Raw genomic sequence first — 14,617 nt, forward strand, 5'->3', positions numbered from 1 at the left:
GTATTTTTATAGCAGCGGAAACAATAATAAAATGAACAACAAGGCTCTTGCTAATAGCCAACGGCATCTTCTCCATTGTTAAAACTCAAAGTCAGCTGCTTCATCCGGGTTATTTAAGCGGGTACTTTTTCTTTCACCATGTACCATCACATGGATGATTTGCATTTGCTGCGGCTTGGCGTCGTATAAAATGTTATTGGTTACTGTAATTTTTTTTACTGCGGCAATATTATCTACCTGGAAATAACTGATAATCCCTTCTTCCTGTTGTTCGAAACCGAGAAATTGCAGCACCAGTTTTTTATTATCGGCCGATACTTTTAAATGTTGCTGAACATACTTATTCACCAAAGGATTCATCTGATTTTTTAAAGCCGGATTCAGCAGATCGATTGTCGTTTTATTTTGCTGGCGTAGGGTCTGTTCAAAATCATCAGTAAAAATCTTGCAACTTATTTCCAGCGTTTTGGCAGCCGCATTGTGATTGATTTCTGTAACACTCACAAAAATGGGATGATGTTTGCCAGTGAAAGTGCTGATTGAAAAAAGAAGTAACCATTTATACAGTATAGATGCCATTTAAACAAAGAATTAGCTGTTTACAATTCAATTGAAGATATTTGAACACCAAAATTAGCGACTATTACACTATTAAATTGGAATGGCTCAATTATCTGTTCGTATACAAAGTATTTAGCCCAGACTGTTTAATTAATTTGTACACCAGCTATCGCAAACTACCAACTAATGTAAATGAATGATGTTGTTTTTTATTTAGAAACAGGCTGGCACCATATTATTAGTTGGAATGCGTTGGATCACATATTGTTTATCATTGCGTTGGCGGCGATTTACCTGGTCCAGGACTGGCGGCAGGTATTGGTCTTAATAACTGCCTTTACCATCGGCCATTCGCTTACCCTGGCACTGAGTGTAAATGATGTGATCCGCTTTAACGAAAAATGGGTGGAATTTTTAATTCCCTGCACCATTCTTGCTACTGCCATATTTAATTTTTTTGTAAAAGGGTATCGGCCCAAATCATTAAGGGTAAACTATTTTTTAGCCTTGTTTTTTGGATTGATCCATGGAATGGGTTTTGCCAATGCCATCCGTTTTATGCTGGCTTCCAACCAATCTATTGGCTGGCCATTGCTAGGTTTCAACATAGGGCTTGAGGTTGGACAAATAACTGTAGTTAGTGTGATACTATTGATCAGTTATATCCTGGTGACCAGATTGAAACTGGAAAGAAAATGGTGGGTATGGGGCTTATCCATCCTGGCCATCATCATATCTGCCAATATGTTGATTGAGCGGTGGCCTGAATAAATATGCGCAACAATTGAATTGATTTAACAGCTATAAAAAAAACAATCACACTATGATGAGACACCTGCTTACTCTCCCGCTTTTAATTGCGGTTACAATTAGTGGTTATGCCCAGGACATTAAGAACAATCCCGGCAGCAACCATGGCAATCGTTTTGAACAATTAGGCACTATTCTGCCAACACCCAACGAATACCGTACTGCAAGTGGTGCTCCAGGACCTAAATACTGGCAGCAGCGCTGCGATTACGACATCGTTTGCCAACTGGATGAGCCCAACCGAAAATTGAACGGAAAGGAAACGCTTACCTATTTTAACAACTCTCCTGACCCGCTTAGCTATTTGTGGATACAGCTGGATGAAAACCAGCACAGCACAAAAAATAACTCCGGTTACCAAACGAGCAATACCATGCCCAAAAGTGTAACCGAAAACGACCTGGCACGGCTTGGCGGAAAGACAGATAAGGAATATGGAGACAATATTTTAAAGGTAACCGATGCCTCAGGCAAACCGATCGGTTATACCATCAACAAAACAATGATGCGTATTGAACTGCCACAGGTTTTAAAACCCGGCCAGGAGTTTATTTTTAAGATAGAGTGGAATTATTTTATCAGCGACCGCATGAAAAATTTCGGGCGTGGCGGGTATGAATATTTTCCTGAAGATGGCAATGATTTGTATACAATGACGCAGTGGTATCCACGCCTCTGTGTGTACAGCGATTTCCAGGGATGGCAGAACCACCAGTTTGTTGGCAGTGGTGAATTTGCATTAACCTTTGGCAACTTTAAAGTGGCGATGACAGTGCCGGCAGACCATGTAGTGATGGCCACCGGCGAGGGGCAAAACTATCAGCAGGTGCTATCACCGGCCCAGTTTGCCCGCTGGCAAAAAGCGCAGACAGCAACAGAACCAACAGAAATTGTTACGCTGGAGGAAGCCAAAGCAAGAGAGAAACAAAAGCTGACACAAACAAAAACATGGATATTTAAAGCCAGTATGGTACGTGACTTTGCCTGGGGCAGCAGCCGTAAATTTATATGGGATGCCATGGCAACAAAAGTGGAGGGCAAAAAAGTAATGTGCATGAGCGCTTACGGAAAAGAAGCATATAACCTGTACCGCAAGTATAGCACCAAAGCAGTGGCGCACACCATTAAAAGTTATTCAAAATTCACCATCCCTTACCCCTACCCTGTTGCCCAGAGTTTAGAAGCCGCCAATGGTATGGAGTACCCGATGATCTGTTTTAATTTTGGCCGTTGCGAAAAAGACGGCACCTACAGCGAGGGCACCAAAAACGGTATGCTGGGCGTAGTCATTCATGAGGTAGGACATAACTTTTTTCCAATGATCATTAACAGCGATGAAAGGCAATGGACATGGATGGATGAAGGCCTGAATTCTTTCTGCGAATATTTAACAGAAGAATTATGGGATAATAAGTTTCCTGTAAGCAAAGGCGCGGCTTATAAAATTGTTGATTACATGAAACTGCCCAAAGATCAGCTGGAACCTATTATGACCAACAGTGAAAACATTATACAATTTGGCCCCAATGCGTATACCAAGCCTTCTACCGGGTTAAATATTTTACGCGAAACCATCATGGGGCGGGATTTATTTGATTATGCCTTCAGGGAATATGCAAGGCGCTGGGCATTTAAACATCCTACACCTGCAGACCTTTTCAGAACCATGGAAGACGCGAGCGGCGAAGACCTGGACTGGTTTTGGCGTGGCTGGTTTTATGGTACTGATCCCTGCGACATTTCCCTGGACAGTGTGAAATGGGCTAAACTAACGCTAGATGGAGGTAACCCAACCACCGGTGGTAATACGATTAAACAAAACATTGCCAGGCCACTTTTAAATTCGTTTGAAGATATTTCTAAAGTAAGAAACCGGGAAGACAAAAAGATCAATTTTGCTACGGACGCAGATACCAGCCTGCGGGATTTTTACTGGCGTTACGATCGCGGCTTTGCGAAAGTTGACACTACGCCGGTTGAAATTACTATCCCCGTTGCAGTGGCAGATACTTTTACCAACCAGCAAAAAACTGATTTGGCCGGTGGTAAAAACATGTACGAGCTAACCTTTAGCAACAAGGGCGGTTTGGTAATGCCCATCATCATTGAATGGACGTTTAAAGACAGCACAAAACAAATTGACCGCATACCTGCACAGGTATGGCGCAAGAATGAAAACAAAGTGGTAAAAACATTTGTAAAAGATAAAGAAGTGGCCTCTATTAAGCTAGACCCAATGAGGGAAACAGCCGACATCAATACCAGCAACAATACCTGGCCGGCTGTTGAAACGCCCACCAGCTTTCAATTGTTTAAAGCCCGCAGCGGAGCAGGCCGTGGCGGGGCATCGGGTAATATCAATCCCATGCAAAAAGAAATAAAAAAATAATTACATTTTAGATTACAGTAAAGCCGCTCCGTTGCAGGAGCGGCTTTTTTATGGTATCATCTGCCTCTGTTAAAATATGTATACCGGTGTTTTTTTATAGGAGATATAACAAAAAACTGTCACACCTGTACCTGCGGTAGTTATTATGGAGTCTGTTTGATTTACCAGGAACCTTTTTCATCATCCAATTGCGCAGGAAGTTTTTTTGCTCAGTCCATTACTCCCCCAGCATCCTTTTACAGTCTGCTGGCCGGTAAGTAATAAACCTGTTGCCTTTTAGAGGGCTTATTAACTATGTGAAATGGCATTCGTAGTTGTAATTGAACGGCCTTTATTTATGCTTAATAAGTACCTGCGTACTAAATACCGATCCTTTATCCGAAACATTTACTACGTAATAACCGTTCGGGAAATTAACTGTATTAATATCGATCGACTTTTCAGTAAATGCCCTGTCCAGTATTTTTTTACCGCTGATATCAATCAATACAATTCGTCTTTGGTCAGAAAAATATTCTTCAGTGGAATACACTTTTATTAACTCATCAGCGGGGTTAGGTGTAACTTTTATTTTTTGAAAATCTGCTGTCTTTCTTACCACCAATACCTGGCTCAGATAACTTTCGCCGGTAGCGTCGTAAGCCCTTATCCTGTAATAGGCGTCACTGTTTCCGTTCACGCGGTTATTAAAATAATAGCTCTCTTTACCTGCTTCTCCGTTTACTGTACCGGCAAGTGCCCAGTTTTTCGAATCCTCGCTATACTCTACTTCAAATTTGCCAACCAGTGTTGATGCCAGGGCAATTGACCACTTTATACTGTGCAGGGTGGTGTTGATGGCATCTGCCTTGGCGTCAATAAATTTTACAGGTAAAATGGTTCCAAAGAAAAACGGTGTAGGCCTGTTTTCGGGATAGTCGCCAGGGTCGCCATCTGCATTCAAATCTATTACATTCACTCCACCATTATTGGATGAATCAATTACCGGAAGCCGGTTGCCCGCATTGCCTATTTCACCCTTTGAAAAGGCTGTATTATAATAGATTTGATTATTGACAAGGTTAGTTGCCCTTAGATGTACCTGTAATATTACGTAGCCGTTCTGAAGATTGCTCATCAACTGGTTGTCCAGAAACATTTTATTATTGGTAACGCCATCAAATAACGGATCCAGTATTAAATTATTAGGATTTGATGACACGGTAACACTAACATTAGAAACATTGGCAGCCCCGAATATTGCTCCAAAATCTTCAGTTACATTAAAGTTGGTAAGCTTAACATTGCCCATATTTCTTGCCACAATTTCATACACAATATCTTGCGTTACACTGTCAATTTTTGTATTGGCCACCAACCGGTTTGACAAACCTGTTGCAGGCGTAATACTGGAATTATCAATCGGGGTTTGGCTTAATTGAAATGTTTGTTGATTCGTCATTACTTTCGTTACCAAATCATACACATAACGGAAACAACTGCCGTTGAAATTAGTGCCGGCCAATTGTATGGCTCCATTTACATAAGCCAGGGCATAACAAGGTTTGGCCATATCCTGTATAAAATTGGCAATGGCGTTTCCTGATCCGCCGTTGTAATTGGTGATCTCATAAAACTTGCCAGGGTTGTCGCCCATTACAATAAACATTCTGCCGTTGGGCATTAAGCAAATATCGCCTGTATTCAGGGTATTGGGGATGTGGTTGGATGGAAACCGGATTGTTTTACTTGCAAGAATAGTACCCGTTGCTTCGTCAAACCGCTCAATGATGGCTGAACTGTCCACGAGGTTGCGTATAGACCACAGATCGCCGTTAATGTCAAATTCAAAATTATTGGGTGTATAGTTATACAGATAGGTCGGTACCAGTGGCATGGTTGCCGGACATGTATACGCCGTAGGTAAACTCATATCGTATATATAAATCCGACTGTCACCCTGGTTTATGTCATTGATATAAATCTTATTATCCTTTGGATTGTAAGAAATAAATTTATTAAAAACGTCTGAAAAGGGAGGATTAACCGTACAACTTGCCATCAGGTATGCACCTGTGATGGGTTTGTTTCCAATGGAAGAAAAAGTAACGGCTGTTTTATTACCACACGCATTAGAACCAAAATTTAAAATAGCCGTATTGATAGCCTTGCTTTGGCCGTAGCCTTTACCACAAATCAATACAATCGCTGTAACGAGGTACTTAATTTTTTTTCTCATAAATCGGCATAATAGTGGGTTGAATAGTTACTATAACGGACTCAGTATAAAAAAATTGTTGTTTTTATTTGTGCAGTTGTGTGGTAAGGCCCAAAGCCGTCAGTCTTTTCACCAGAAGAAGCGGGAATAAATGATCCGATTATTTATAAAACATACATTTCAAAGCAGACTAATGGATACTGGCGTAGCTTGTTTCGTTACCGATTGTTAAGGAAAAAGTTGTTGAAGATGTATACATTTCGTCCCCATTGTTAAACACGGTTTTTATGCGATAGTATACCTTTTCTTCAGACAGGTAAGTTTTTCTGAATTTCACTTCGTAGTTGGTAGACCAGGCAGTAACATCGCTGGCTGCTATTAATTTCGAGGTTTCAAAAGTATGGTTATCGTAACTTAATTGTAATTCAAAATGACTGGTATTACTTTCGTTTACAGCCTGCCATTTAATGGAAGCTCCGTTGGCATCTCTTTCAAATTTTAATTCGTTTCCCTCTGCACCCATAGGTTTGAATGATACATCATTGGTAACGGTTTCCGCGTTGTTGTTAATCGTAAATTTTACCTGTGCATTCACAGACGTAACAAGAAACGTGCAAGTAACTGCGAGAATGATTGAGATAGCTTTCATAAAATCAGTTTTTAATTATGAGGTACTGATAGTATGTTTACAGCAATGATGCCAACAGCTAAAACCGTTACTGGTAAAGGGTTTCAGAATTTACTTGTTATAGATTTTTCTTTTTCAGGGAAACAAATTCCATTTTATGGAAAAAATCGGTAGTTAGTATTCTACCAGTTTACAAGCAATAACGGATACTTGCTTATTTATTAATAAACGACCCGGATAGCACTTATGGACAATCATTAATTATGCGTAGTTGATTAACTAAATAAAAATTCTACGTCTTCTTTACTCAATTGTTTTACAAAGCCTTCGTTATCGCCGATTAAATTATCGCTGAGTTCTTTTTTTCTTTGCTGCAGCTGAATGATTTTTTCCTCTATCGTATCCTTACAAATCATCTTGTAAGCAAATACGTTTTTGGTTTGCCCAATGCGGTGAGTCCGGTCGATGGCCTGTTGCTGCACTGCATTGTTCCACCAGGGATCAAACAGAAATACATAATCTGCCGCAGTTAAGGTGAGACCCGTATTACCCGCCATCAGGCTGATTAAAAAAACACTGGTAGTATTGGATGGCTCCTGGAAATCAGCCACCATTGCAGCTCTCTGCCTGGGTGGTGTACTGCCATCCAGCTGATAAAATGAAATGCCCTTTTTTGTAAAGCTTTCTGCCAGCAGGTTCAGCATTTTTGTAAACTGAGAAAACACCAGCACTTTATGATTGCCGAGGTTAGCCAGCTCTTCCAGCAACATTTCTGTTTTTACTGAATGACCGGTTGTTTGTTCTTCAGCAGGTAACAATAAAGGCGAACTGCACACCTGTTTCAATTTCATGATACCCTGCAGCACGGCTAGTTTGCTTTTGCCGAGGCCTTCAGTTTTTATATTTAAAAACAGGTTGCTTTTAATATTTTCTTTGATGCCTTCGTACATTTCTTTTTGCGAAGCATTCATGTTACACCATAACACAGTCTCTGTTTTTTCCGGCAGGTCTTTAGCCACTTGTTCTTTGGTTCGGCGGAGAATAAATGGGGCGGTTAGTTTTTGGAGTGCAGCAATTTTTTCTTCATTCCGGTCACGGTCTATGGCATCAGCATATTCCCGTTTAAAAAATTCTTTTGTACCGAACATGCCGGGCAACAGAAATTCAAGTTGCGAATACAAATCAAAAGTATTGTTCATTACTGGCGTACCGCTCAGGGCAATACGGCTGCGAACCTGCAACTGGTAAATAGCACGGGTACTTTGCGCTGAAGGATTTTTTATATTATGGCTTTCATCCACTACAGCCACATCAAAAACAATGGCTGACAGTTGTTCAATATCCGACCGCATGGTGCCATAACTGGTGATGCAAACATCCATTGTTTCAGCATTAATGGAACTGATATTTCTTGCTGCGCCATGATGAATATAACTGCGCAAATGAGGGGCGAATTTCGTAATCTCCTGCTGCCAGTTGTAAATAAGGGAAGATGGGCAAACTATCAATGCCATTCCGCCTTTTACCTGCTCCATCCGGTCAGTTATAAAACAAATCGTCTGCAGGGTTTTACCCAATCCCATGTCATCCGCCAGGCAAGCACCTGCATTGATAGCCGATAACATTTTTAGCCATTCAAACCCTTTTTGCTGGTAAGGACGCAGCGTAGCCTGTATGCTGGCCGGCGCTTTATATACCACTTCACCCGGCTGCTGCCAGCGTTCCCAGTTTTGCCACCAGTCATCACTTACCGTAATTTTCAGCGGCTGATTTTCTGTCGGATTTTTTTGTTCGCTGATCGCCAGCCATTGCGGTACGTTCAATTGCTTTTTTTCTATCTTACTATGTTTGATGATGGTGGCATATTCAGCTATCCAGCTTTCGGTTAAAACACCGAAGGATCCATCCTTCAGCATGAGGGCACGTTGGCCGGCAATGAGCATTTTCTGCAGTTCCGGCAACGCTATTTTTTCCTCTCCAAACTGCAGGGAAAAATCAGCCAGCAAAACCTGCGCATCTTTTTTTATAATCGTCATTTTGGTAACCGGCTTATGTGCCGAATACCTGAAGTGGGTAAGCATGTCCATACCAGCCAGTTCGATATCCATATCCAGCAGCTGGTGGTATACTTTTAAAAACCATTGCTTTTTCTGCGCTTCGGCAAACGATAAATAATACCAGCCATTTAACTGCTTGATAAAATTGGGGTGTAAGGCAACGAGCTCCTTTTTAAAAGCAGCCTCCATTTCTTTATCGCGTTTTACAACTATGGTTTCACCGCGGTTGGTGGTTTCAAAATACTCCTTCCACTCACCCTCTGCAATATATCCATCGTATACCCATTGTGGGGTAAGTACTAAAAAAGAATTGCTTATCTCGCTAAGTAACACCCTTCGTACTGGTGGAACCTCTATCGTGGTTACAGAGAACAAATTATTTCGCTCTACGGTGTAGCTTTCTTCGAGCCTGCTCAAAATATTTTCTGCAAGGGATGGCGCATCAGCACTGTATTGCGACGGATTTTTTTGCACCAGCCATTCCAGCGTTTGATAATCTTTTGATGCCAGTAAAAAATACTCGTTTTTACTTTCGAGCAGGAAGTGGAAACGGTTAAAATTTTCCAGGGGATAATTGGTTCCGTTAATGGTTATGATGGTTTGCAATACCAATTCGTCTTTCTCCTTCAGCACTTCAAACTTCAAAAATGGTTTGTAGTTGCTGAAACTGCACGGGGCAGTTATCATGTTGCCTGTACTTGCATTGGGTAACTGATGATACCATTTTACAAGGTGTGCAAATGGTTTAAAAAATTCAAAATGCTCCTGCAGTTTTCGTGCATAGGCTGCCTTTAAAAACTGGCTCAGCTGAACGCCTGATTTTTGCTGCTTATGGCGTTTGATAATATCATCTTCCATGCGATAAAGACCTTCCGGTGTTAACCCGTATAAACCCTGCTTGGCCTGGCCTGGAAGATCGCTGTACAGCCGCAGCATTTCCCGGCTGTCGAGCTCTGCTATATCATACTTTACACCTAAAACATTTTTTGTAATGTGAAGCGAACGGAGGATGCTTTTTTGCTGGGTTAACTGCCGGGGCAGCAGCAGCAAAGCGGTTTTTTTTTCTGTTTTTCTATCGGCCATAATCAGACCGCAAATGTAGTAGATTTATCAGCGAATGATGCCCAAATATTGACTATCATGCTTAAATTAAAAAGGCAAAGGTTAGAAAAATAATCCAAGCAGATTTATGAATGCCGTCAATAAACAGCTGCTTATAACGCTGCGGTACAAGAGGGCGATGCAACGATTTTCATTATAGCTTCCTGGCCCGGAACAACTTGTTTTCTTATAAAGATTATTGTTGCATCATTACAACGAAGTCTTTCCTTCCCGCTCCATTTGTTTTCTTTTCTTTTTGCTGTATTTTTTTTCGTACTCCAGTATCTCTTTCGTCTTCCCCACTTCACCCGTTACATCTGCAGGTTTTTTAGCCACGATTGCTGTGTTATTATCTGCTTTTATCAGGCGTCCATGATCGTAGGTTTCAGCCTTAATAAATTTCTCACCCGGAGCGTAATACTTCCATACACCGTTGGGAACACTATACTGTTCTGCCTTTACAATTTTGTAACTGCTTACCTCATTGTTACCCTGCCCGTATACGGCAATGGTATCGTACGGTCTTTCAGGATCGTACCCTTTCCATTCTTCATGGCGGATAAGGTCGCCCAAAAATGTGAAGTATTCCTGCACACCTTCTTTGCCACCAGCTTTATAATTTTCCACAGCCAAAATATCTCCGGTGCTGTTGTATTTGCGCCAGGGACCTGTCTTTTTATCATCTTTAAAATATCCTTCTTCGTCATACCCGGGTTCGCCTCTTAATTCCACCACACTAATCACCCACCTGCCCTGCTTTAAATTATTTTTATCCACTACGTTCAGTGTATCTCCCTTTGGCGACAGTATAAATGACTTGTACTGGGCGCCGGCACAGAAAGAAAAAAGCAACAGGGTCATTATGCAAGCGGCGATTTTAAAATTGATGTTTTTCATACTGCGATTTTTGTAGATTTTAAACAACGCAAATTTACCTTTTTGTTGAGTAACCAGGCATGTTAACGATTTTTTTTAACATCTGTTGTATATCTGCCCGAGCGGTTATTTTTACAGGTATACAATACTGTATTTCAGTACATTTGAGAAAAATAGGTTGTGCATACAATATTAATCATCGATGATGAAGAAAAATTAAGAACACTGATGGCCCGTATCATCCGGCTGGAAGGTTACGAAGTGCTGGAAGCGGCTACCTGTAAAGCCGCATTAAAAAAACTGGAACAGACAGAAGCCGATGTAATTTTATGTGATGTTAAACTGCCAGACGGTAACGGAGTTGAACTGATTAAAGAAATAAAGACCCTTTATCCGCGGGTGGAAATTATTTTGCTTACTGCGTATGGTAATATTCCGGATGGTGTACAGGCCATGAAAAATGGCGCTTTTGATTATCTTACCAAAGGCAATGACAATGAAAAAATTGTTCCACTCATCAACCGGGCGCTGGAAAAAGTACAGCTGGAAAAACGTATCGAAAAACTGGAGCAGCAGGTAGGCAAACGTTACGGGTTCGACAGTATTTTAGGCAGTTCGCCGCTGATACAGGAAGCCATTGCATTTGCAAAAAAAGTAGCACCAACCAACGCATCGGTTTTATTGCTGGGCGAGACTGGTACAGGCAAAGAGGTATTTGCACAGGCCATTCACAATGGCAGCCTGCGGGCGGGCAAACCTTTTATGGCGCTGAATTGCAGTGCATTTGGAAAGGAGTTGCTGGAAAGTGAAATATTCGGGCATAAGTCGGGTGCCTTTACCGGCGCATTGAAAGATAAAAAGGGCTTGATAGAAGAAGCCAATACGGGTACCTTATTTTTAGATGAGATCGGTGAAATGCATATTGACCTGCAGGCGAAATTATTGCGGGTGCTGGAAACAGGTGAGTTTATCAAAGTGGGTGACACAAAACCCACCAAAGTGGACGTAAGAATTATTGCAGCAACCAACCGCGACCTGCAGGATGAAGTAAAAACCGGCAGGTTCAGGGAAGACCTTTTTTACAGGATCAATGTGTTTACTATCCTGTTGCCTTCGTTACGTGACCGGAAAAAAGACATACCGGACCTGGCAAATAGTTTTATAAAACTATTTGCTCAGAAAAGCAATAAGCGGATCGATGGTATGAGTAAAGACTTTAGCAGTCATTTGCAAAACCATGTGTGGAAAGGAAATATCAGGGAACTAAAAAATGTAATCGAACGGGCCGTCATCCTGGCCGAAGGGTCGCAATTGACATCAGACAGTTTGCCGGTAGAACTGCAGATCAATGACACACAACAGCAAAGCGGCATGTCGGCCTTCGAATTGTCGGGTGTTGAAAAATTGCATATTCAGCGGGTATTAAATCATACCAAAGGAAATAAAACAGAGGCAGCAAGATTGCTGAATATTGGCTTAACCACATTGTACCGGAAAATAGAAGAGTATAAAATTTTTTAAAAAACCATTTCAAAATGAAAATCACCCTCCCAAAACGGAGGGTTTTTTGTATTTTTTTTTGAGGTGAATTAAGCGATGAAATTTATTAAATAATATTGCTGAAAGTTACTGCTATCAACAGGTTTATTGATTTTGTCCAATTCACATTTACCGTACAAATAAAATGATCTTCCTTTAGCAAAGTGCTGTTATATCGGTTACACCAATAGTTGTTTTTACGCTGTTGTTGTACATTTTTTATAAAAAAATATTATGCATCCCAACTTAAAAAAAGTTACCGGCGCAGGCCTGTTAATTACCCTAGGAATTATTTTTGGTGACATTGGCACTTCGCCTTTGTACGTTTTTTCAGCCATCATCGGCAAACGCGTTATAACAGATCAGCTGGTATACGGCGGTATCTCCTGTGTGTTTTGGACACTGACGCTGCAAACCACTTTTAAATATATATTGCTCACCCTGCAGGCAGATAACAAAGGTGAAGGAGGAATATTTTCACTGTATGCCATTGTTTGGAGATACCGGCACTGGCTGTATTTTCCGGCCGCACTGGGTGCCGCCACTTTATTGGCGGATGGCATTATTACACCCCCTATTTCTGTCTCCTCTGCTATTGAAGGTTTAAATGGCTTGCATGGTCTGGAGAATATTATTGTTCCGGGTAATACGCTAACCATCGGGATAATCGTTGGTATTATTTCCCTTTTATTTTTCTTTCAGCAATTTGGTACCAAGGTAATCGGAAGTTCCTTTGGCCCCATTATGTTTGTCTGGTTTTCAATGATCATGTTTTTTGGTATTGTACAGGTTACATATTATCCCCACATATTATCGGCTTTCAATCCATATTACGCATACGACCTTTTGAGCCACTATCCTAAAGGATTTTGGTTACTTGGCTCTGTGTTTTTATGCACAACAGGCGCCGAAGCATTGTACAGCGACCTTGGGCACTGCGGCAGAAAAAATATACAGGTAAGCTGGATCTTTGTGAAGATTGCGTTGGTAGCCAATTATTTTGGGCAGGCTGCCTGGTTACTAAAAAGTGGAAAATCAACGCTGAATGGGATCAACCCTTTTTATGCGATTATACCCCATAGCTTTTTGCTGCCTGCAATCATCATTGCAACGCTGGCTACCATCATCGCCAGCCAGGCACTTATCAGCGGATCATTCACATTGATCAGTGAGGCAGTAAATATGAATTTCTGGCCACGCATTACCATTAAATTCCCCACTAATGTCAGGGGCCAGATTTATATCCCCAGTATCAACTGGATACTATGGATTGGCTGCGTAGTAATGATGTTATATTTTAAAGAATCAAGCGCCATGGAGGCTGCGTATGGCTTTTCCATAACAATTGCCATGCTGATGACAACCATGCTGATGTTCTACTACATGAAGTTTATAAAAAAATGGAGCACCCCTGTTTTGTTGCTGATATTGGCCATTTTTCTGTCCGTAGAACTTTCCTTTTTTGTAGCTAATGTTGCCAAAATAAAACAACGCTGGATGTTTTTAATCTTTGAGATCCTGCTTGTGTTCATTATGTACATCTGGTACAAAGCAAGAAAAATTACCAACAGATTTTTACACTTTGAGTCTATCGCCCCATTTGTGCCGGCTTTGCATAATTTGAGCATTAATTTAAAGGAACCCAAATATGCTACACACCTGATCTATCTTACCAAAGCTAACAGCAATAAAAGTGTTGAAAAAAGAATTTTAGAATCCATTTTTAGTAAAAGGCCCAAGCGTGCCGATGTGTATTGGTTTGTTCACATCGACAGAACAGATGAACCTTATACCATGGAGTATTCAGTAGAAGAAATTGTGCATGATAAAATCATCCGGGTAGAGTTTCGTTTAGGCTTTCGCATCCAACCCAGGATAAATTTGTTTATGAAAAAGGTTATGCAGGAAATGGTGGAACACCATGACCTGGAGATTGGCATCAATGATGAAGCGCCGCTGTTGAATAAGCACAATATTTCTGCAGATATCAGGTATGTGTTAATTCAAAAATTTCTGTCGATAGAAAACGAATTTTCATTTAAAGACAGTTTCATTCTCAACTCCTATTTTGCTATTCTCAATCTTGGTCAGTCAGATAAAAAGGCCTTTGGCCTTGAAATGGGCGATACGGCCATTGAAAGGATTCCACTGGTTGTTTCCCCGGTTGTAAGCATTCCGCTTAAACGCATTGTACACGCATAAAAGCACTTCCTTTTGAAAAGCGACCCTTCCATTCTGGAAGGGTTTTTTATTGATTCGAAATGATGCTCTGTTATCCATATTACATACAACACAATACAGTACTGCATTACAGGTTTCACTAAACTATTTTAACAAGAAAGGCATATGGTTTGGCATCATGTAATGAAATGGGAAAAATGAAATTGCCTTTTCAACAATTCAGGCAAATGATAAAACTAGTACATGTGTTTATTAGAAGTTACTGATTTTGTGATATT

Annotated in this window: 9 protein-coding genes; 4 read left to right on the forward strand and 5 right to left on the reverse strand. The window is 40.9% G+C overall.

Features of this window, described 5'->3' with window-relative positions; genetic code table 11:
* Positions 1-78: 78 nt before the first annotated feature.
* Positions 79-579, reverse strand: a complete 501-nt coding sequence (locus JWR61_RS18185) for a DUF6702 family protein (protein ID WP_301929166.1) — start codon at positions 577-579, stop codon at positions 79-81.
* A gap of 174 nt (positions 580-753) precedes the next feature.
* On the opposite strand from JWR61_RS18185, the gene JWR61_RS18190 reads away from it, so the two are divergent.
* Both JWR61_RS18190 and JWR61_RS18195 read left to right on the forward strand, forming a co-directional pair.
* Complete coding sequence (locus JWR61_RS18190; RefSeq protein ID WP_301929167.1) at positions 754-1,332, forward strand: HupE/UreJ family protein; 579 nt, start codon at positions 754-756, stop codon at positions 1,330-1,332.
* 52 nt (positions 1,333-1,384) lie between these two features.
* Positions 1,385-3,760, forward strand: coding sequence for a M1 family metallopeptidase (locus tag JWR61_RS18195; RefSeq protein ID WP_301929168.1), 2,376 nt, complete (start codon positions 1,385-1,387; stop codon positions 3,758-3,760).
* 331 nt (positions 3,761-4,091) lie between these two features.
* On the opposite strand, the gene JWR61_RS18200 is transcribed toward JWR61_RS18195, so the two are convergent.
* The 4 genes from JWR61_RS18200 to JWR61_RS18215 all read right to left on the reverse strand — a co-directional run bounded on the left by JWR61_RS18200 (position 4,092) and on the right by JWR61_RS18215 (position 10,640).
* On the reverse strand, positions 4,092-5,978 hold the full coding sequence (locus JWR61_RS18200; protein ID WP_301929169.1) for a T9SS type A sorting domain-containing protein: 1,887 nt from the start codon (positions 5,976-5,978) through the stop codon (positions 4,092-4,094).
* Positions 5,979-6,147: 169 nt separating this feature from the next.
* The gene (locus JWR61_RS18205; protein WP_301929170.1) at positions 6,148-6,606 is read right to left on the reverse strand and encodes a hypothetical protein; all 459 of its coding nucleotides are present in this window, start codon (positions 6,604-6,606) and stop codon (positions 6,148-6,150) included.
* Between the two features lie 254 nt (positions 6,607-6,860).
* Positions 6,861-9,725, reverse strand: a complete 2,865-nt coding sequence (locus tag JWR61_RS18210; protein ID WP_301929171.1) for a DEAD/DEAH box helicase — start codon at positions 9,723-9,725, stop codon at positions 6,861-6,863.
* Positions 9,726-9,953: 228 nt separating this feature from the next.
* Positions 9,954-10,640, reverse strand: a complete 687-nt coding sequence (locus JWR61_RS18215; RefSeq protein WP_301929172.1) for a hypothetical protein — start codon at positions 10,638-10,640, stop codon at positions 9,954-9,956.
* A 159-nt stretch (positions 10,641-10,799) separates the two neighbouring features.
* Here JWR61_RS18215 and JWR61_RS18220 point away from each other — a divergent pair, with 159 nt between their 5' ends.
* Both JWR61_RS18220 and JWR61_RS18225 read left to right on the forward strand, forming a co-directional pair.
* Positions 10,800-12,140: a sigma-54 dependent transcriptional regulator gene (locus JWR61_RS18220; RefSeq protein ID WP_301929173.1), complete on the forward strand. Its 1,341-nt coding sequence runs from the start codon at positions 10,800-10,802 to the stop codon at positions 12,138-12,140.
* A gap of 252 nt (positions 12,141-12,392) precedes the next feature.
* Positions 12,393-14,360, forward strand: a complete 1,968-nt coding sequence (locus JWR61_RS18225; RefSeq protein WP_301929174.1) for a KUP/HAK/KT family potassium transporter — start codon at positions 12,393-12,395, stop codon at positions 14,358-14,360.
* Positions 14,361-14,617: the final 257 nt, after the last annotated feature.

The organism is Ferruginibacter sp. (assembly GCF_028288465.1).
Taxonomy (GTDB): Bacteria; Bacteroidota; Bacteroidia; order Chitinophagales; family Chitinophagaceae; genus Ferruginibacter.

Excerpts from the sequence above, each read along its gene's own strand:
- JWR61_RS18205 (WP_301929170.1), bottom strand. The coding sequence starts at position 6,606 with ATGAAAGCTATCTCAATCATTCTCGCAGTTACTTGCACGTTTCTTGTT.
- JWR61_RS18215 (WP_301929172.1), bottom strand. The coding sequence starts at position 10,640 with ATGAAAAACATCAATTTTAAAATCGCCGCTTGCATAATGACCCTGTTG.
- JWR61_RS18195 (WP_301929168.1), top strand. The coding sequence starts at position 1,385 with ATGATGAGACACCTGCTTACTCTCCCGCTTTTAATTGCGGTTACAATT.
- JWR61_RS18185 (WP_301929166.1), bottom strand. The coding sequence starts at position 579 with ATGGCATCTATACTGTATAAATGGTTACTTCTTTTTTCAATCAGCACT.
- JWR61_RS18190 (WP_301929167.1), top strand. The coding sequence starts at position 754 with ATGAATGATGTTGTTTTTTATTTAGAAACAGGCTGGCACCATATTATT.
- JWR61_RS18200 (WP_301929169.1), bottom strand. The coding sequence starts at position 5,978 with ATGAGAAAAAAAATTAAGTACCTCGTTACAGCGATTGTATTGATTTGT.
- JWR61_RS18210 (WP_301929171.1), bottom strand. The coding sequence starts at position 9,725 with ATGGCCGATAGAAAAACAGAAAAAAAAACCGCTTTGCTGCTGCTGCCC.
- JWR61_RS18225 (WP_301929174.1), top strand. The coding sequence starts at position 12,393 with ATGCATCCCAACTTAAAAAAAGTTACCGGCGCAGGCCTGTTAATTACC.